The organism is Sphingomonas glacialis (assembly GCF_006439055.1).
GTDB lineage: Bacteria > Pseudomonadota > Alphaproteobacteria > Sphingomonadales > Sphingomonadaceae > Sphingomonas > Sphingomonas glacialis_A.
The window spans coordinates 1,509,224-1,529,822 of sequence record NZ_RCZC01000002.1 but is presented as its reverse complement, the minus strand read 5'-3'; the positions used below and the strand labels follow the sequence as shown (position 1 = coordinate 1,529,822).

General features: G+C 62.9%; 11 protein-coding genes and 1 tRNA gene. 8 read left to right on the top strand and 4 right to left on the bottom strand.

The window, feature by feature from the left end:
• Positions 1-11: 11 nt before the first annotated feature.
• Positions 12-1,325 (bottom strand): PAS domain-containing protein, encoded by a 1,314-nt coding sequence (locus EAH76_RS11035; protein WP_140850228.1) that lies wholly within the window; start codon positions 1,323-1,325, stop codon positions 12-14.
• Positions 1,326-1,523: 198 nt separating this feature from the next.
• On the opposite strand from EAH76_RS11035, the gene EAH76_RS11030 reads away from it, so the two are divergent.
• From EAH76_RS11030 to EAH76_RS11010, 5 genes are all read left to right on the top strand, one after another.
• A tRNA-Thr gene (locus tag EAH76_RS11030) sits at positions 1,524-1,599 on the top strand.
• Positions 1,600-1,748: 149 nt separating this feature from the next.
• A complete protein-coding gene (locus EAH76_RS11025) occupies positions 1,749-2,966 on the top strand; it encodes a tyrosine-type recombinase/integrase (protein WP_140850227.1) in 1,218 nt (405 codons plus the stop codon).
• A 446-nt stretch (positions 2,967-3,412) separates the two neighbouring features.
• Positions 3,413-3,733, top strand: a complete 321-nt coding sequence (locus EAH76_RS11020; protein WP_241659636.1) for a thermonuclease family protein — start codon at positions 3,413-3,415, stop codon at positions 3,731-3,733.
• Positions 3,734-3,830: 97 nt separating this feature from the next.
• A complete protein-coding gene (locus EAH76_RS11015; protein WP_161989023.1) occupies positions 3,831-6,851 on the top strand; it encodes a RelA/SpoT domain-containing protein in 3,021 nt (1,006 codons plus the stop codon).
• A gap of 129 nt (positions 6,852-6,980) precedes the next feature.
• The gene (locus EAH76_RS11010) at positions 6,981-8,162 is read left to right on the top strand and encodes a hypothetical protein (protein ID WP_140850224.1); all 1,182 of its coding nucleotides are present in this window, start codon (positions 6,981-6,983) and stop codon (positions 8,160-8,162) included.
• Positions 8,163-8,238: 76 nt separating this feature from the next.
• Here EAH76_RS11010 and EAH76_RS11005 read toward each other — a convergent pair whose 3' ends face one another.
• Entirely contained in the window at positions 8,239-11,928 is a 3,690-nt protein-coding gene (locus EAH76_RS11005; RefSeq protein ID WP_140850223.1) for an SIR2 family protein, read from the bottom strand.
• Positions 11,929-12,756: 828 nt separating this feature from the next.
• On the opposite strand from EAH76_RS11005, the gene EAH76_RS11000 reads away from it, so the two are divergent.
• The 3 genes from EAH76_RS11000 (at position 12,757) to EAH76_RS10990 (ending at position 16,667) form a co-directional block, all read left to right on the top strand.
• Complete coding sequence (locus EAH76_RS11000; protein ID WP_140850222.1) at positions 12,757-13,800, top strand: hypothetical protein; 1,044 nt, start codon at positions 12,757-12,759, stop codon at positions 13,798-13,800.
• A gap of 171 nt (positions 13,801-13,971) precedes the next feature.
• Complete coding sequence (locus EAH76_RS10995) at positions 13,972-15,342, top strand: S8 family peptidase (protein ID WP_140850221.1); 1,371 nt, start codon at positions 13,972-13,974, stop codon at positions 15,340-15,342.
• Between the two features lie 278 nt (positions 15,343-15,620).
• Positions 15,621-16,667, top strand: a complete 1,047-nt coding sequence (locus EAH76_RS10990) for an IS110 family transposase (protein WP_140850220.1) — start codon at positions 15,621-15,623, stop codon at positions 16,665-16,667.
• Positions 16,668-17,089: 422 nt separating this feature from the next.
• Here the strand turns inward: EAH76_RS10990 and EAH76_RS10985 are convergent, their stop codons facing one another.
• Both EAH76_RS10985 and EAH76_RS10980 read right to left on the bottom strand, forming a co-directional pair.
• Positions 17,090-19,156 (bottom strand): hypothetical protein, encoded by a 2,067-nt coding sequence (locus tag EAH76_RS10985; protein WP_140850219.1) that lies wholly within the window; start codon positions 19,154-19,156, stop codon positions 17,090-17,092.
• A 454-nt stretch (positions 19,157-19,610) separates the two neighbouring features.
• Positions 19,611-19,871: a hypothetical protein gene (locus EAH76_RS10980; protein ID WP_140850218.1), complete on the bottom strand. Its 261-nt coding sequence runs from the start codon at positions 19,869-19,871 to the stop codon at positions 19,611-19,613.
• Between the last annotated feature and the right edge of the window lie 728 nt (positions 19,872-20,599).

The window sequence follows — 20,599 nt, the reverse complement described above, 5'->3', positions numbered from 1 at the left end:
CCTGAGGCCTATTATAGCGCTTTGTTGATCACGCGTTCGGTCAATGCCGGATCGTCGCCAAGCGTTGCCACGATGTCGAGCCGGCCGCCATCGGCGGCGCGCGCCAGCAGGACGACATAGCTGCCGTGCGTCGCCGTCGTATCGATCGCGACGCTGGCGATCGTCGGGCGTTCGGCGAGCAGCCGCGCGCGGCTTTCGCGCGGTTTCGGATTCGGGGTCCGCGCCGCGCGCTCGGCCTTGACCACGCCCTTGATGCCGCCCTCGAAGCCTTCGAGGAAAGCGCCGAGCTGCCCCGGTGCAACGCCGATCCGGCGCGCATGCGACAGGACCGCCGCATATTCGGTCAGCCGCGTCTTGTCGTAATCGCTGCCGAAGACGAGTTTCACCACCGGCGTCATCGGCGCGCGGAGCTGGACGGCGATCCCGGCCGAATCGAGCAACGCGGCATAGCCCTGCGGATCGGCATCGGCCGCGGCGGCGAAATCATGCGCGCGGGCGAGCGCGCGATAGAGCGTCGCGCGGCCGCGGACATCGGCGGCGCGCACCGCGGCGGCGGTCTGCTGCGCGAGCATCAGGTGATCGGCGAGGCCTGCCGGGACGATCGGGCTGGCGGCAGCGTCGTGCTCGGGCGCGTCGTCCGCTTCGGCGTCGTCGGCCTCGGCGCCGTCAAACCCGCCGCTCGGACCGTCGGCCCAGATCGGCGCGGCGGGCCCGGTCGGCGCAGCGCTGACCGCCGCGGCGATTTCGGCGTTGAGCTTGGCCTGGGTCTCGGCGTCGACGAGCTCCTTCCAGTTGATCACACCATAGATGAAGTCGATCGATTCGTCGTCGGACGAGAAGGGCATCAGAATGCCGCGATACAGCGTGTTGTGCCCGCGCGTGTTGACGAATTCGGCCTCGAATCCGATCGGCGAGCGATTCGCGATGATCTGCAGATAATGGTCGGTGAGGCGCGAGAGCAGCGATCGGCTCGGCACGTCCGAAATGTGCGTGACGGTCGAATCGAGGCTGCATTCCTCGCGCAGCGCGCGGCCGAGATAGGCGATTGCGGGGTTTTCGATCCCCAGCGAGAAATCGAGCAGCACGCTGTGCGGCCCGAAATCGGCGATATTGGCGGGGTCGAGATCCTCGATCGAGGGATAGGCGCGCCCGCCGAGCAGCGACACCCAATGGTTATAGGCGCGCACATGCATCCGCCGCTCGTCGGTGCCGACGTCGATCTGCGTTTCCGCCACGCCGCCGCCGTTGGCGGCGCTATCCTCGGCGGCATCGATGTCGCCGTCCATCTCGAAGCGATCGTCCCCGAATCCGCGAACATTGTCCATTGCGCAACCGTCCCACTTGGCCCGCCCGTCTTGATCGGGCGCCTGTCTTGGCCACGTGTGCGCCCTGCGTGGTAAACGCGGAGTAAAGCCTGTGGTTTTTGCTGGTGTCGGCGATGATTGGCGCCGAGGCCGCTTGTCAGCATCGAATCCAGCTGGTAAGCGCCCGCCCTCGCCCCCGTTCACCCGAACGCGGTCGACGCCGCTTTAGCTCAGTTGGTAGAGCATCGCATTCGTAATGCGGGGGTCACAGGTTCGAGTCCTGTAAGCGGCACCAGTACATAAAGAGAACATGCTGGAAAACCGCAGAAATCTGCGGTATATTGCCTGTCGGCGGTCCCATGATTTCTCACTTTGTTCCGCTAAGGCCCGGCAAAAAGGGGCCACGAATCATGGGACCACGAACTTTGCAGAAGGCGTGGCCCCATGCTTACCGTTGTTCAGATCAAGGCTCTCAAACCAGCAGAACGACCCTTCAAGGTCTCCGACTCAGACGGTCTCTACGTTCTGGTCCAGCCGTCCGGCGCACTGCTCTGGCGTTTTCGCTACCGAAGCTCGGGTATTGAGCGCAAACTCTCGCTTGGCAGTTTCCCCGAGGTCTCGCTGGCCCAAGCCCGCCGCAAGCGTGACGAGGCCAAGGCCGAGCTGGAGGACGGGATCGATCCTGTCGAGGAGAAGCGTCAGTCTCGGTTGAAGGCCGAACTGGCGGCGCAGACCACCTTCGGCCTCGTCGCTGAGGAATACATCCAGAAGATGGAGCGCGAAGGCCGCTCGCCGGCTACCATCAAGAAGGCGCGGTGGTTCCTTGAGCTCCTTGCCGGCATCGCCAAGCGTCCAATTGCGCTGGTGACGCCGCACGAGCTTCTCGATGTGCTCAAGCGGGTGGAGCGCCGTGGGCATCACGAGACGGCACTCCGACTTCGTTCGTTTGCGGGACGCGTGTTTCGCTATGGTTTTGCCACGTTGCGCACCGAGCGTAATCCCGCGGACATTCTGCGGGGCGCGTTGACAGTCCCGAAGGTCAAGCATCACGCCGCCATCATCGAGCCGAAAAAGGTTGGCGAGCTGCTGCGAGCGATCGAAGAGTATAAAGGGCGACCCGAGACCCTTCATGCGCTGAGGATTGCGCCGCATGTCTTCCTGCGCCCAGGCGAACTGCGCCAAGCCAAGTGGGACGAGATCGACTTCGCCGAGAAGGTCTGGCGTGTGCCGGCTGAGCGGATGAAGATGAAGCAGCCGCACGCGGTACCGCTGTCTCGCCAGTCGCTGTTTATTCTGCAGGACCTGCGCTCGCTTGCCCGAACGAGCGAATATCTGTTTCCGGCGCTCCACACGACGAAGCGGCCGCTCTCCGATAATACCTTAAATGTGGCTTTGCGGCGCCTGGGCTTTGAGAATGACGAGATGACCAGCCACGGTTTCCGGGCAATGGCTAGTACGCTGCTCAACGAATCAGGGCTTTGGCACCCTGATGCGATCGAGCGCGCTCTCGCGCATGGCGAGAAGGATAGGGTGCGCGCTGCTTACCATCGCGGCGCGCACTGGGAGGAGAGGGTTCGGATGGCGCAGTGGTGGTCAGACTATCTTGACCAGCTTCGTGTCGGCGGAGAGGTGATCAAGGGAAAATTTCGTAGAAAAGTATAGCGAAAGCGACGGGTTCATCGATCGCCGGCTTGCTGGTTCTGGGGAGGAAGGATTTCTTTCGTTCTTGCTTAAGAGTTTGCCTCAAACAGAGTTGCGCAGCCCGAGGCTCGGTCCGCAGACCCTTGAGGCGACGCTCAGCGGTGCTTTCGCGATCCACGACCTCAGATCGTTACATCGATTCATCTCCGCAAAGGGCTGTAGAGCTGCCGCCGAAGGAGGCGATGAAGCGCTGAAAGTGGGACTTTGCAGTCATTCCCGCGCGGCATGTTTAGCGGCAGGTTGTTTGCCAATACCCGACACTCAGCGAGCGCTGATCGGCCGCGCACTGTAACTGCAACTGGGCCGTTTAAGGACTGTCGGCTTCCAGGCAAGCAGACCGGTAGCGGCCGGCGCTTGCATCCGCCATCAATGGCGACGCGCTGCGTCGCGAGAGGGAACGCGTCCGTTTGCTGGGCATCGACGCCCCGGCGCTGGCGAGCCATTGCCAGCAGAGGCGGCGTTGCGCGCCCGGCGATCCCCATGCGTCGACGAGCGCACTGCGCGCGGCGCTGACGATGGAATCGATCCGGTTCCAGCAGTTCGGGACCGATCATTGTGGCCGCACCCTTGCGCTATTCAGCGCTGACCGGGGCGACCTGAGCTGCTGGCAGCTCCGGAATGGCCAAGACACCTACAAGCCTTGGTGGGACAATGGTGGCCAGCTTGCGCGGATTTATCCGGCCGCGCCCAAGAGCGGGACGGCCTCCGCGCCTTGGCCGATCGCTTAGCGGCCGCTTCCGTGCTTGCGGTCATTGTCTAGCCTGTCGACCGTGCCAATTTCTTGGGTCAGAAAGGTATAGCGTTAATTAATCCAGGATGCGGCTGATGAACTTTGAAGATTATCAACTGGACGGCCGCGCGAAATACGCGGCGTTCGTGGAAGCCATTCGCACGATCCTGGCCGCGCTAGTCGACGCGCACGACCTGGTTCCCCACGGCATCACAGGGCGCGCTAAGGACCCCGTCTCGCTCAAGAAAAAGCTCGCGGACCGAAAGATTGATCCGGCATCGGCGATCGACGAGGTGCTCAAGGATCTAGCGGGCGCCCGCATCGTTTTTCTCACCAATTCGCAGGTCGATCAATTTCGCAGCTCGGGCGCGATCCACGAGAATTTCAATGTCATCAACATCAACGAGCATCATGCCGTACCCGGCACCGCGACCGAGGAGAAGCTATTCGACAGCACCAACTATCTCGTCGAGCTGAAGCCCGATCGTGCCGCTCTCCCTGAATATCGCCGCTTTACGGGCATGCGCGCCGAGATCCAGGTGCAGACGTTGCTCAATCATGCCTGGGCCGAGATGGGGCATGATACCATCTACAAGGAGCCCAAGCTGCACCATGTCGATCCCCGCCATCTGGAGGCGATAAACGAGCGCATGAAGACGGTGATGCGCGAGCATCTGCTCCCTGCCGGGCACGACTTCGACAAGATAGCCCGCGACTTCGACCGTATCGTCCGCGCCGATGCGAGCTTCGAGGACACGCTCGCGACGATCGAGACCTCAGCTAGCAACGACGAGCTTCTCGGGGCCTTTGAGACATTCGACACCCTCGTCATGCCGGTCATGGCCGACGGGCGTGATGTGTTCGCGAAGGTGATCCCAAGGCTCGCGGACGCAGTGGAGCGGGTGCGCGGATCCGAAGCCGGCACGGTGGAGTCGGTCTTCGGCGAGTTTCCCGGAAAGAGCGGCGAGATCGTTGCCCGCCGCGCCGCGGATTTGCTGTCGCGCGGGTGGTTCGTCGATCTCACGCTGAGCCTAGAAACCCTGATCCGGCTCTATGCCGGCGCGCAAAGCGATGCCGAGCGGAAGATCTGGGCTGATGCCGGCGCCCGCTTCGCGGACCATGATCTTGATGCTTGGCAGGCAGCCGGTCCGGCCGTGCAGCAGGCTGTGGTTGATGGCATCGCCGGTCTCGGCGCGGAGCAGCGCCGCGCTGCGCGTGGCCTGATCGTCGCAATGTCTGCGAAGATCCTGTCGTGCGAAGTGAGCGGCACCAAGCGCGGCGCGCTGAACACCGTCCTCCTTCACAATGGTCCCGTCGGCGCCGGGGAACCGCTGCGCAAGGTTCGGTCGGGTGCAATCGACATGCTCGAGCAGTTGCTCGGCGATGCCGAGGACGACTCCACGCGTAGCACCATTTTGACGGCACTGTGGTCTGCCACCAGCCCGCCGTTCCACGGGGGCAACGAAGCGCTGCGGATTATTGTCATGGAGGATGCGGCGCGGGTCGTGCCGATCGTGCGCGCCATGTCGGCCGGCTGGGGCCTTGAGCTTCGCCGCAAGGCCGAGGTGACCGCGCGGAACACCTATCGCAATTTTCATGTCGTACCCGCCGAAATGGAGAAGAACGAGGCTTTGGTCGCGGCCCAGAAAGCGTTGCTCGCCGAACTGTCGGCGCTGCGGGAGACGCTCAATGCCGACGACGAATTCTCGCTCTACAAAACCATGGTCGGACGTGATTCGGTACGCCCGGAGGGCTGGGGCGACTCGGTCTTTGACCACAAGGCTACCGAGGCATGGCGAGCCGAGCGGTTCACCGAGATTGCTGGGCAGGCCAAGGCCGAGGACGCAGACGCCTGGATTTCGCGCACGCGGCGTTACCTTGGGGAGCAGGCAGGCAGTAATGAGCGCTGGCCGATGGCGGATTTCATCGCTCGGCTTGCAGAGCTGCAGCCTGATATCGGCCAGCGCTTCCTGGAGCAGATGGATGCCGAATTGTCGCCGGTGCTTGTCGGGCTGCTCAAGGGTCTCGAGGCCGGAGGGCAGCGGGATTTCGTTTGGCGGCACATCGCCCGCTTCATCGGCGAGGGCAGGTTTCTGGCCCAGCTGGTGGACTGGCTCCGGCGCCGGGAGGAGGCGGATATCGATCTGCTTATGACCGTCGCGGATCGCGCCCGCGAACTGCGCGAGGTTGATGCTGTGCTGGAATCGATCAACTCGGCTGGCAATATCTATCAGCGCGTGCCCGACGCCCGGTTGATCGACGCCGTGTTCCTGCCCTCCGTCACCTATCTTGGCGCAGCTCGGATGCCGGATTGGATCGGCCGAGCCTGGGGTATTGTCGATGGCTCGATGGTGACCGCGCTGGACGAAGCGCAATCGCGGACGCTGCTAGATTCCTTTGTCGGGATCCCGGCCATCGATTTCGAAGCCGATCGCGTGTTGGCGATCGTCGCCGGAAAATATCCGGACCTCGTCTTCGGTTTCTTCGGCACGCGTGTCGATCGCGATGTGAACGGCGACGGGCGCCGCTTCGAACCGATTCCGTTCGATATCCATGACCTTGGCGAGGCGCTGGCCAAGCATCCGGGACGGCTGCTCGGCACAACCCGCGACTGGTACGCCCGCAGTCCCCTGTATCATGTCTTCCGGGGCGGCCGCCTCGTCGGGAATGTTTTTCCAAAGCTCACTGCCGAGGTGGCCGAGCCACTTGGGAATATGATCGAGAAGGGCGACCGCGACGATCTGGCCTTCGTGCTCGAAACGCTCGCCGCCTATGACGGTGATAAGGGTATTTTCGGGCTTTGCATGGACGTGGTCGACCGCCTTGATGATGGCGACGAACTACTCGGGCGGGTATCGGGCGTACTCGGCGAACGCGGCATTCTCATGGGCCACTTCGGTTCGGTCGAGGCCAATCGCGCCGAGCATGAGCATCTCACCGGGTGGATGACTGATCCTCGCCTCAAGGTTCAGGCGTTTGCCAGCGAAGAAAGGCGGCGGCTGGAGCAATGGATGGCCTCGGAGCAGCGGCGCGCCGAGCGGGATGTCGAGCAGATGGCGCGGGACTGGGGCGTACCGGAGGTTGCGACGTCCGCCGATGGGGTAAAGGGCGACTAGGTCACGGTCGCTCGCCTCTTAAGCGCGCCTGCGATCCCGATCTGTCGTTGAGCTTCTGGTGCGGCGCTGTGGTTTTGCACGGTGCACGAGAATATGGCGAAGGCCGCTCTGCCTTTGGTAGACTTGGGCATGATGTTCGAAACTAGAGAGCGGCAGCACGTCGCAAATTGCCCGAAGTGCGATACACCGCACCGTTACACTGAACTCAAGTTTCCCATGATCAACGATCGGGGGAGCTGGCTTGTCGCGTGCCGCAAATGTGCCCAGCACTTCGCGTTCGATCTGCGCAATCCTATGGAATCCTATTCGGCGGACTGCGTCATCGTCGAGCGGTTCGACGATGACGTCGGCCCATATACGGGTAACGCCCCCCGGCCGGGCGCGAGCGCGGTCTATCAGCTGGATATGAATCCCGACGAGCCGCGGTTCGAGCTCGACGCCTTCGCGATCTTCAAATGCGCGAAAACGGGCGAAGATCTGGAGGCGGCAGCGTTCTTAGCGCTCGGCAAGTCGTGGCTGAGAGTTGCCGATGGGCGCGCGCAAGCCGCGAACCAGATGCTGGCCCGATCGCAGCTTCCCGCTGTCGAGCATGCCGTCTTTGCAGTCGATGTCCCGTGTTCCTGCGGCGAGCCGCATCGTGCGATCTTCTACCACGCGTTTCGCCTGGATGGGTCGGATATGCCGCCGCTTGACGATCTGCTCCTGGCCGACGTCAGCGGAACCGACCTGACCGATGTCCTGACCGGCGTCCTGAGCAAGACCGATGTGATGCAGGCGCTGGAGAAGCTGATCGCGCGCTGGCGGCTGTTCAGTGACCAGATCCTGCTCGCGACACCGTTTGTTGCCCATCAGTGGAAGACCAAGGCTGAGCGGCTCGCCATTTGGGAGCGCCTCCTGGCTCAGCTCGATCCGTCCCGCACGATGCTGATGACGCGCGGCGCGACCTTCAAGGAATATCGAGCCGCTCTCATCGAATTCGGCCTGGATCATGACATGCTCTCCCGCTTCGGGCTGGAGAACCGGATCGTGGGGGACGGAAAGCGCAAGCAGGACTCACACGCCAAGGTCTATATGGGCCTGGGTGATACGTGCGAGGTGCTGAGCGGTTCGGCGAACGTGGTCAAAGGCGGTTCGATGGAGAACATCACCTTCCAGGCGCTTCGTCGCGCCAAGGTCGAGACCTCCTACCTCACGCCGCTGGGCATTTCGTTGCCTGAACCTCGCCCCCGGCTATCCCACCATCTCCTGATCGATTGCCGTGACGGCGAATGGCGGTGGAACATCATGTCCGGGGCCGCCCCAAAGGTATGAGCCGTTTCCCTAGAGCGCTCTTGGTGCCGACGGTGCCACACCCGAATCCGCAGTGCGGGCCGGCCGACTCTCCTGCCTAGTTCGGCCTTTGTAGTTGGCGCATCCGCCAGAAGGCAGGGTCGGAGGTGATATTCGGATCTGCTGCGAGGAGATCGCGTATGATTTCCCCAAGGTCGCTCGGCGGGGACGCATCCCGATCGATGACGGAAGCGATCAGTCGCAATGCAGTTCGCGGGTATGTCGCGATTGGATCGTTGGACTCGCCCAGCTCCAGCCCATGGCGCAAATCGTAGAATTTTGCGGGCCGGATCAGTCCGAGGACGGTATCGACGGCCTCGTCGAATGCCGGGCCCGCGAGCCCCGGAAGCTTTGCCAGATCGTCGGACACTTCAGCCGTCCGGGCCGCGACGTCGTTTGGCCAATAGTCGATCAGGAATGGCTTGATGACATTTGTCCAGGTGGTAGCGCGATCCCGCTGTCCATCGATCTGACGCAATATCGAACAGATTTCCCATGCCATCGCCGCCAGCACATTGTTGGGCATGCGTGTCAGGGCATGGCGGCATTCGACAGGTGAGAGTTCGAACCCCTCTTCCTTCCGAATGACCGCGAAGGCGGCTCTGACCACGGTGCCCGACAACCGCTCCCGCGCCGCGCCGTCGGTTTTGTCGTGCTCCAGCGCCTGGAAGATTGGCCGCTTGAGGCGATTGAACAGCGGCGAATATTGCGGAGCATCGGAAACCGACACCACGCTCATCAGGTCGATCGCAGCCTCGCCGCCCGCATTGAGCATCGGAAACAGGTAGCGGTCGACCCAGTCCGGCGCGAGCCAGTGGAGAAATGCCAGTTCTCGGGTCAACGAGGCCCGTGCGATCATGCCTGCGCGCGCATCGAGTTTCGCGAGCAGATTAAACCGCGAACGAAATCTCTTCGCGAACCCGCCGCCTTCGGTGCGCGGCACGCTACTCTGCATCCGCGCCAATGCGCTCGCGAGGTTTGCCAACGGGTGCGACAGGATGACTTCGGACAGGGCGCGAGGCTGTTCGTCTCGCTCGTCGATTTGGGCCGCCAGCGGAACCAACCGGTCCCAAAGTCGCAGCACGGCGGGGAACACGCGTTTTCCCGGCGCGTCAGCCCGTCGCTCGATCACATTGGCGAGCGTATAGGCCATGGTCGTAATTGCCGCGTCGGGGCCTGACATCACAGCTGCAATCACCCTGGTAAGATCCGGCAGGGGCGGCGGATTCACGATCGAATCCTGATAGGAGTATTGGCTCAGCAATGGTTGCCACCGAGTGGCTTCGAAAAGGCCCCGACGCTGGTCCGCAAGCAGCGCTCGAAATGCCCTTTGCGGGTCGTCGCGCACGAGCACCTGCCATACGTCAGATTGACCGATCCGATCCGAATCCTCGGCCTGCGCCGCGCTCGCGATCAACTCTTCGTCGGGTACCTGCGCCAATACCCGGGTGTCCGCGGAATATCCCGATCCGGAATAGCTGGCGTTCAGCAGGTGCGCGAAGACCGGCATTTTCTTGGGCAAGCCGGAAAACGCTTTGTGGAAACCCGCCAACCGCGATCGCGCATTGGCAGAGAGGCGTCCGCCCGCGGTAGCGATCCGCGTCAATTCTCGCACTGTATAATGAGCGCGTGCGCGCTTTCGATGCCCGGCATCGGTGAAGCGCCGCACCGATTCCACTTTCATCCCGGTCAAAATCGCGGCCTCGAGCCGGTCGCGAGTCCGCTGGTCGAGCCGGTTCCACCGCCGGCAATAGAAGCGGACTAGCTCAGGATTGTCGTCGCCAGACCAGTAGCGGTCGCGCGTGGTCGATCGTAGGTAGCGCTCGATCGCTTCCGCCGGACCAGCCTTTGATATCGTCGCGCTCCATGCGGCAAGCCGCTTGAAGATCATCGCGTCGCGGCTCGCCCAGCTCTCGGCGACACGCGCTGCCAGGACCCGATCCCGCTCGGCCAGCCGACGCCACAGACCGGTCATCAGCCGAATCAGCGGTCCGAAGTGATTGTTGTACTGATCGGGGGGATTGCGTCGCCAGCCGCGACGGTGACGATCGTCGGGCTCGGCAAGACCATCGTCTGGCTCCGGGGCATGCACCAGCGCAATGTCCCACGATGGCAGGTCGCCATTGTGCTCGAGAAGACCCGCGTCGGACGCGGTCTCAAGCGCCTCCACTAAGGCCCGGTCGAGCGCCTCAATCAGTCTCACCTCGGCTTGCGACGTCTTGGGCCAATTATCCAGCCGGCGCTGCCAATCGCGCTCATCGGCCCGGAACTCGAAATGTCCGAGGTCGTGAATATTCTGCGGCGGCCCCTGCGGTGTTTCCGGTTCTCGGAAGCTGAGCTTTCTGCTGACTGTCAGGCGCGGTTGTACGGCAGCGACCATGTCGGCGACGCGTCTCGCGCTCACCGCGCCCGAACTGCGCCGCCGTCCGAACGAATTTGCTTCGGGTCGCAGACGCGCTTCGACGAAGAGAGGCCAAAACGTGGCATAAGGCTCGGGCAACGGGTCGCTTTGGAAGCGCAAAAGGACATCGATCGACTGCACCACGCGTATCGAGGCGCGGCCTTGCAATCCCACCGCGTAGCGTGCCGCCCGCGCGGAGGTCAGCCGATCCTTGAACCATGCGCGATAGGACCAGTCATCCAGTGGTTCGTTCTCGCTCTCGAGCGCCTCCAACCACGCAGGGTCGGCGGCGTGGCCAGCCACGACCGCGGTGTTGGATATCGCGTTGTTCAGATAGCGTAGCCGGTCGCGTTCGGTCTCGGGGCTGGCCGCATGGTCGGTGGCGGTGATCTCCGCGATCTTGGTTTCGGACCATGCAAGCGGGTCGCGGACCATATCGGCCCATTCGCGCAGCGTACGATAGAGCGGCGAATAGTCGTAGTTCCGGACGGTGAAGATGAGCGGATGCAGTCCCTTGCCCCGCCACATCTCGCGCAATCCACCCGCATCGCTTTTGTCGTCGGCGACCAGCGCATAGGCGGGCTTCAGATCCGGGAAGTTGAGCCGGCCCTCCTCGGTCGCCTCGAGCATGTAGCGCATTGGAGGATCGTCGGCGGAGTAGCCGACCAGCACGAGCGTGTAGCGGCGCATCAGGTCATAGACCGTCCGCGAGGCCCAGCCGTTGCGCATATACGCTTCGCCGAAGTTCGGAGCGGTCAGGACGAGATCGGTCTGGCACAGATTGAGCATCCGATCGGCAACGCGGCCATGCAGATGAAGCGCGCCGACAAACTCCGGCGAGCCGACAGCCGGCATGCCTTGGCCGGCACTGCTTGGAAGTCGCTGGTTGGTGTGACGGTACCAGGCCCTTTCGAAGATCGTGTCGAAGTTGGTCGTGACGATCCTTGGAATGCCGTCGCCGCTGCGCGCGATATCGAGCAAGTCGCGATGGGCGGCGAATGAAGCCCCGCGCTTCGGTTTCACCAGATCCGCGATCGCGTTCCGGACTTCGTTCCTAGGCTGCTGCCAATCGGCCCCGCGATAGACCAGCCTGCGCTCGAGCAGACCGATCAGGCGATCATATTGACCCGCCGCGAGTGCCTCGACCTCTGCCTCGGTAGCGAGGCTGTCCGGCTTCCCGGGGATGGCTTGGCCCAGGCGCTCATAGGCGAGTTCCGCCAGACGCCCGAACAATGGTAGCCCCGCGGCCACGGACACGCCGGCGCCGATCACGAACATCAAATTGCCGTTGCGCTGCTCACTGAGAAGCGACTGCGGAATATCGGGGCCGTCCGGGACGAACAACATGGGGACATCTATGCAGTACTTCGCCCTAAGCGATCCAGTGTATCTACTATCTTCGTGCGCATCCGGGAGGGGAAGATTTTCCCCAGAGCGCGAGCCCTCGGTCTCGCCCTATCCGATTTGCAGGGGCAGAACCCGCAACGTCTCCAAGAATTCATCTTTCGGGAAATTTCGCGGGTCCAGCTAGCGATCGCTATGAGGGCCCATTGCCGATTGTCCGCATTGACCGGCGCGATCGGCAGCTTCCATAAATAACGGACGTTTACCGCACATGAAGTGAACGACGGGCTTTGGGTCGACCGCCGCCGTTCGTTCGTGGGACAAACCCGTCGTTCCAATGCCACAAGTTGAAAGTCAGCTCTTGTCAGATCTAGACAATCAGCCAGGCTTCGGCGCTTTCAGAGAACTGTCACTCATTCATATCGCTGAGCGCGACCAATCTATTTCAGTTCAGGCATTTTGAATGAGCAATTTGTCCCAGGCATGGTAGAAACACCCGTAGTTGGCCGGGCAGGCTGCATATTCGGATTCGCCGCAAGCTATCACGTCAGTGGTTAGGCAAGACGTGGATCCCTGATGCAGCGAGACTGTCACTGCTCTGGAGTTCGACTGCGCGACCGATGCGCAAAAGAAACAATCAGGCAAACGGCTCCGATTCCGATAGCAAAACGAGGCGTTCCATAATATAGTTGGAATGTCGAAAGTTCACGACGCGTGGCCGTTGCGTATCCTTGGGGAGGGGATTGCATGCGAATTTCACGATCCGTCCGACACTCGACCGCCTCTTGCGTGGCGTTCGCAATGCTTGCGACGTTGGTACCCACCGCAGCCATGGCTGACGATCCGGCCACAGGCGTCATTGCCGGCCTCGGCATCGCTGCCGCAAGCGGCAAGACGACGGCAAGTACTGGATCCGGAGCCATCGAGGCCGGGATCCTTGGTAGCGATGCTGTCCTCCAGACAGGAGGAATCATTGCCGGCATCACGAATAAGGCCGCTGGCAACCGAACTGTTCTGGTTCTTGCGCAGGACGAGAGCGTCAACCTCAACCAGCCCGATGTCGTGCTCGAACGTTTGGCGGCGGTCACGGCTCTGTTTTCCGTCAGATGTAAGTCCGGGCCAAACGGGCCTGCCATCGCTGCGCCCGACGCTCCTGCCGCACCATCGCTGGGACCTGTCCTGCCGAAAGACGTGATCGCCGCCACCGCCGTCGATACCAGCATTAGCCCGATCACGCTCAGCGTCGCCGACCGCATGCTGATCGACGCGGTCCTGATCAACGGAAACGCGACACCGCTCATCCCAGAATCAGGCTGGTCAAAGCCGGCGGCCTTCGTGGCAGCACCCACAGGAACGGCTGTCGCCGCCTTCGCCGCTCCCGCCGACGTCACGATGGCGAAGCTGTCGGGCAGCGAGGTCTATCGTCAGTATAAGGCGCTCCTGGCACTGGAGACGTCGTTCCGCAGCTGTGACACGACCGAGGCCAAGACGGCGCTGACCACCGCCGACGCTCTGGTGACAAGCCTTAACGCTCCCGGCGACAAGGGCGCCCCCAGCGCTCTCATCAATGCCGTGCAGCTGGAGACCGTTCGGGGCGCGAGCACGCTGGTGCTCCGGGTGGCGGTCGAACAGGCCGGAGGCACGCTGCTCACGCGGACCGGCGTTATCTACACGCTGGGCTTTCCGGGCGCAGCCGTCATCAGCTCCGGCCTGCTCACCTCGTTCAGGCTCAGCGACCCGACAACCGGCAAGGTCGTTGCCCTTGGCCTCGTGCGCTGCTTCCTGCCGCCATCGCGTCTCAGCAAGGTTCGCGACGCGGTCGACAATGCCGCCAGCGCACCGATGTCCTGCTCGTATCAGGCGCGGGTAGCCTAGTCCGCATGATTGAGGCGCTGCTCGTCGTCGCCGTCATGATCGTCGCGGCAACGACATTCTCGATCCGCTGCAATTCTAGGGTACGAGAGGGCGGGCCCAACCGTCTCGCCAACACCCGATCGCTGGCTGTCCGGATTGGCCCGTTTCGAACCGTTAACAAGGAGCACGAGCATGAAGGAAGTCGTCGTCGTCTTCTCGGATGAAGCTGCCCCCGCTGCGCTCGCGCCGGAGGCCGGTGAACCTTTGCTCACCGACGTGCTCAACGCCTTCAATGTCGCGCTTGAGCCCGTGCTTCAGGACGTCGGCGCCCCCGATCTGATCGAGCGTCCACGGACCGAGGCCGAGCAGGCGCTTTCCCGCTATTTCCGAACGGAGATCGACGATGGCAACGCGGACGCGCTGGCCGCTCGGCTGCAGGCGCTGCCTCAAGTCGAAAGCGCCTACGTAAAGCCGGAAGTGGAAAATCCGATCGCCCCTTTTGACCTGGCGGCGAAAGTTGCCGCACCAATGGCGCCCGCCGGCATCATCCCGGATTTCGTCCCGCAGCAGGGCTATCTTGGCGTAGCGCCGGGCGGCATCGATGCGAACGCTGCCTGGTCCCAGCCGGGCGGTGATGGCGCGGGCGTTGCGATCGTCGATGTGGAAGGCGGCTGGTGCTTCACCCATATCGATCTTCCTACCGTCGGGAACGGAGGATGCAGGGCCGGCACGCCCTATCCACAGCTGTCATGGCGCAATCATGGGACCGCCGTGCTCGGTGAAATCGTCGGCGCGACAAACTCTTTCGGCGTTACGGGCATAGCCCCGGCCGCGCCGTTCGCCGGCGTCTCCCATAATGGTCTCGGTTCCGCGAAAGCGATCCAGACCGCTGCATCACTGCTGGCCGCTGGCGACATCATCCTTCTCGAGATGCATCGACCGGGTCCGCGCTTCAACTATGCGTCGCGAGCCGACCAGCGCGGCTTTATCGCTGTCGAGTGGTGGCCGGACGATTTTCTCGCGATCCAGTTGGCAGCCGAAAAGGGCATAATTGTCGTGGAGGCGGCTGGGAACGGCGCGGAAGACCTCGATGACATCTTCTACGATGCGGCCGGCTCCGGATTTCCTGCAACATGGAAAAATCCGTTCCGAGGTGCGGCTGATTCAGGCGCGATCATTGTCGGTGCAGGTGCCCCCCCAAGCGGGACGTTCGGACCTGATCGGTCGCGGCTGGACTTCTCCAACTTCGGCTCGAGAGTGGATTGTCAGGGTTGGGGACGCGAAGTTGTAAGTACGGGCTATGGTGACCTCTATGCCGGCACCGGCGAGGACGAATGGTTCACGAGTACCTTCAGCGGCACTTCGAGCGCATCGCCGATCGTAACCGGCGTGGTTGCCTGCCTCCAGGGTGTCGCGCGCGCGCGCGGCCGGCCGTTAACCCCCAATGCTGTGCGTGCTCACCTAAGGACGACGGGATCGCCCCAGACTGCTTCGGCTCTGGCACCGTTCACTCAGAATATCGGAACCCGCCCGGACCTCGCCGCCTTGCTCCCACTGGTCTGAAAAAGGCCGCCTATGAGACCGCGTAAGCGTGATGGTCACCAGCGGCGCGAGCATATCAATAATTGCCAGCTTTAGGAATCGTGTCGCTGCCGCTGAATGACCGAATTAAGACGTTTAGCCGACCGACCGGTTTACATAGCCCGAATGGCGGGATTCGGCAAAAGATGGTGTATCGCGGCGGCTGCACTTCGACAGCAGATGAGATTGCAGCCCCTTCACGTACGATGCTTGGATCGGGGTCGACCTGACCTCGTGCATCGAGGGAAGGAGTGTGAGCGATGGCGCATTTTGTAGGTCTGGACGTCTCGGTTAAGGAGACGTCGGTCTGCGTGGTGGACGATGCCGGCAAGGTCGTGTGCGAGCGCAAGGTGCCGACCGAGCCCGATGACATTGCCGTGCTGCTGACCTCGGTCGGCGGCGATTACATGCGGGTCGGGATCGAGGCCGGGCCGCTGTCGCAGTGGTTGGTGAACGGTCTGAGCGAGGCGGGCCTCCCGGTGATCTGCGTCGAGACACGGCACATGAAGGCGCTGTTGCAGGCGCAGCAGATCAACAAGTCGGACCGCAACGACGCGCGCGGGATCGCCCAGATGATGCGGGTCGGCCTGTTCAAACCGGTGCACGTGAAGACGCTGGCCGCGCAGGAACAGCGCATGCTGCTGACCAGCCGCAAGCTCGTCCAGCGCAAGCTGATCGACATCGAGTCCGACATGCGCGGCACGTTGCGCAACTTCGGGCTCAAGGTGGGTGTCGTCAGCACGATCAGGTACGAGGCTCGTATCCGTCACCTGGTCGAGGGCTTCCCGCGGCTGGCGGCGATCGTCGAGCCGCTGTTGACGGTGCGACGGGTAATGCGCCAGCAGCTGGCCACGCTCCACAAGATGCTGCTCGACACGGTCCGGCACGATCCGGTGTGCCGGCGGTTGATGACCGCACCCGGCGTCGGCCCGGTGGTTGCGCTCACCTATCGGGCCTCGATCGATCAACCCCAGCGCTTCGTCCATTCCAGAGCGGTCGGCGCGCATGTCGGGTTGACGCCGCGGCGGCACCAGTCGGGCGAAATCGACTATGACGGCGGTATCTCCAAGTCGGGCGACACCATGTTGCGAACGATGCTGTACGAAGCGGCGCAGATCCTGATGACCCAGAGCCGGCATTGGTCGTGGCTCAAGGCCTGGGGGATGAAGGTCGCGCAGCGCCGGGGTATGCGGCGCGCCATCGTCGCGGTCGCACGTCGCCTGGCCGTCGTCCTGCACCGCATGTGGACGGATGGCACCGACTTCCGTTGGGGCAGTGAACCCACCACCGCGGTCGCGGCCGCCTGATACGATTTCAGACAGGAGTTTTTACGGTTCTGCCTCGGCAGAAAGAGGTCCCCACGGGGACGAAGGTGGCGTGAGTTCGTAACGTCGGCAGCCCCATCGAGAGGGCGTCCAAAAGATTGATCCACGTCGCTTTCTCTTACCCCATCATGGGGCGGTTGCGTGCCGACCCCGGAGAGAAGCACGAACCCCGTGCGGCAACCTCGAGCCCAGCAGAAACCCAGTATTTCACTTAGTCCCCTGCCCATCCGTCACGACCGGCGCACTCGCGGCGGCGGAGAGGGGCGTCTGCCTGTTGACTTAAGCCGCGATAGAGAAGCCGACGTTGACATTAACGAAGCCGAATGTCCCGAGCTGGTCGACTGCTACCGGACCAACGCTGGCGTCGGACTGCGCCTGGGGGTCAGGCTCGGCGCCCGCTCCCCTCAGCTTTCGGTCTCTTCGGCCTTGTCCCCGTCAACTTCTTCCTGGTGGGCGAACGGGCCCGAGGCGAAATATGCCTCCTCGTCCACGACGGGGTAGGAGATCATCAGCTCCCCCTCATCGCCGGCGAGCGGAATGCGCTGGAAGGCCCATTCCACCGCGTCCCGGTAGCGCTTCACGCCGAGATTGTCCGCAAACACGTTAGGAAGCACGGCCTGCGCCTCCGCCAGCGAGGAATAGAGGGTCACTAGATTGAACTCGGGCTGCTCGTCGCCGTTGAATTTGGCGCCGGAGTGGTACTCGCCGCTGCCCATCACGATCCGCAGGAAGTGGGCGTCGGTGATCTGACAGCCGTCGAAATTCAGACCGACCCCGGCGCTCTGGTTGACCACGACCAGCGGAATCATCCGAAGGGCGCTGGATCCACCGAGCAGATCGCACGCAAGCGTCTGCTCGCCCTCGAGCCAAGTCGCCTTGCGCGAAGCTTGCTCGGCCGCCTTTTCCAGCTTGCGTACGTAGTTGAAGCATTCGCTCGGCTCGGCAGGGGCCAGCAGGCACTTGATCTCGCAGACCAGTACTGTCTCCCCGATCCGCACCAGGAGATCGATCTCCTCCTTAGCGCGGCCCCGGGGTAGATGGGAGGTGGCCCGCTCGCCGGGCGCGAGGACGTCGTTCCCCGCCAGCGCGCGGGCGACGTCCTCGCGGACGCGCGCCTCGTGGACGAGCCCGTTGGGAGTCTTCGTCAGGTCGTCGCCGCTCTTTGACTGGAGCCAGCGCTCGGTCCTCCTGATCGCGGAGCCCCAAGTAAGGGGGCCGGCCACCACCAGCACGGTCTCGCCATCGGGCATGCGAACAAGAGGACGGTGCCACAGACCGATCCTGAAAAGCTCAGACAGGCCTGCGGCCGGATCCGAGGTGAGGGAGTCGATGCAGGATGTCGCAAGCCCGATCCCGATCCTCAGGCAGCTGGCGATGGCCTTTGCGACCATCGCGATTGGGAGCCGACACGCCAGGCGCTCCATCTCGACCCAGTCGGGATCGGACGGATCGTAGCTTGTCGGAAGCGCCGCCTCGACGAGATCATGCAGCACGATGACCACCCGCGAGAGGAGCGAGCACGTGACGCCGGGGCCTCCGACGTCCTGATCGGCGAAGGTGATCGTGTAGGTGTCGTCGAGGGCATCAAGCGCCATCCGGTGGGCGAGCGACTGCGCCTCCGAAGGCTCGGCCAAGGTTGGCGTTGGCGGCGTTGTATCGAAGTCTATCGCGACAACGGTCAGTTGCAGCGGCTGATCCACTGGCACACCCGGTATCATCCGCTCGATCTGCCTGTTCAGCATCGCCCCCTGGATGTGCAGCGTCTGGTCCCGAAGGCTCCAGATCCGCCAGCCGGCTTTCCAGTCCTCGTTCTCCGGCATCATGACGCATCCGCCTTCGGGCAGCCGCGCGAACCTCCATGGCGACCAGAGCGCCTCCTGCCACACAATGCGGAAGGCGTGCTCGAGCGAGAGTATCGCTCCGGCGCGCTGCGCGACGTCCCCGAGGTTCTCGTCGGCAGCTCTCGTCCCAGCCGGCGGCGCCAACGCCAGCGCGAACCAGTGGGGCAGGGAATCGATCAGCGCCGTGTGAATGTCGTCGCCGGTTGCAGGCGAAATACCCTCAGCGGGCTCGATCAACATCTGGTTGGCCGCGCCGAGATCGATCGGCCGCCCCTCGAGCCTTGCCGCCTCCAGCGCATCGTGCAGCGCCGAACGCGACTTCTCGTGGAGAATGAGGAAGCCTCGGTTCGCGTTGGCGATGGCCAGGATCAGAACCTGGCTGGGCGTGAAGCCAGCGAAGAGATCGGCGGTGTAGTCCGTGCGGAGAACGGCGTTTTGAAGTCCGACCAGCATCGCTACCCGCACGAGGCAGACGTCACGATCTTCCAGCCTGTCTTTACCTTCGTTGTCCACCACCTGACGCCACCCTTCCGGGTCGAAGGCGCTGTTAGTCGGATGGATAAGCGCCGGCGTCGCTTTCCCGGTCAGATGGCGGAACAGAATCGAATCGATTTCGGCGGTACGCAGCATTGTGGTTGTCGGTGCTCCGGTAGATTTTTGATGGGAGAGAACGGTCGATCGCCGTCAGCTATCCGATGGGGACGGTGCATCTCGCGAAGTGCCAAGCCACCATTCCCGCGCCCACGCCAGCCGAAGGCACGCTGATCGCTACGAGCAGGGACAGGTGGACAAGCGCCTTCATCGTCTCCGTAGCGTACCACAGGTTCGCTCCCTCAGCACCCGTGGCGCCGAGGACGACGTTGTTGACTTACCACTCCTCCTCTCTCTCCACAGCTCCAGGAACCGGTGGAGATATGTCGGATGGCCATTGCGTACCGCTGTTGGCGATAATCGTCCGTGCGGCGTCTGCAAGGTGTCGTGCCTCAAACACTGTCGTCCCCGGTCCGGCAACGAGCGCCGGCAAGTCGCTCCTGTGCGGCCCCATCCCGTCGCGCGCGACAAGCCACGCCGCCTTCGCGAAAAGCTAGACACTAGCGAGAGCGGCGTAGTTCACCTCGACGATCTTCGAGACGGGCCTTGCGCGGAAGGTGTTGTCCTCCCGATAAAGCGATGCATTGAACTCCAGTTCCCATGCCGTGCCGCTCATGACTTCCTTGAGCAGTTCGGCATTCCGTTCCGGCGCGATCTTAAAGGGCGAGGCGCAGACATTCGCGTCGAAGCCGGCCATCTGCGCTCGCGTGGGGGTCACTCCGGCGGGACCGGGCATTTTGTTGTTGTCGTCCATTCGTAGAGGATAACCCACCACCATCGGTCCTCGCGATATTTACTTCGCCTTCGGCACGCTGGTCGCGATGGTCGGATCCGCATAAACAGATCCGGTCGGCAGCTTCCGTCAGGACCGGACGTTCACCAAATCCAAAGCGAACGACCAATTCTGGTCGAGAGCCGCCGCCAGCCTCGCGGCGGCGGTGACCCATCTGTGGACGCCCCTTCGGTTGCAAGCGGTTTTTGAAGGTCTGACGCAGGTCGTCCAGCCAAGATTCCAGAACCTCGAGCGGCTTGGTTACGGGCGCGCAATGAGCGTGAGCACGTTATCTCAAACCGGCGCAGCCGATCATAGCGATCTTTTGGAGGAAACTCGCTCAGCCGTGATGGTTTGCCGGGCAAAAGACCGAAATGGATGCGTAGCGTAAGAGATCGTCGTTGGAGCTTCCTGAAGTAAGCGCCAGTTCGCCGATCAGATTGGCCGGATTCGCCGTTACGACATTCCTTCCAGATCAGCTGGTCCGAGGAATGCCACAGTAAAGCGAATATGATTGGACGCCTTTCCGGACCGGCCATATCATCGGAGCGAGGCGAAGCTAATGGTATAGCTTGCCCGCCATATCGCCGAGAGCGAAGCGGAAAGGACCGTAGGGAGTGCTCGGCGATATGGCCGGGCAAGCTATGCGCTCCGAACGCAATGTCCGGATTTGTCCGGTTTCCCCTGTTCGAGAGAGAACCTGGCTACTT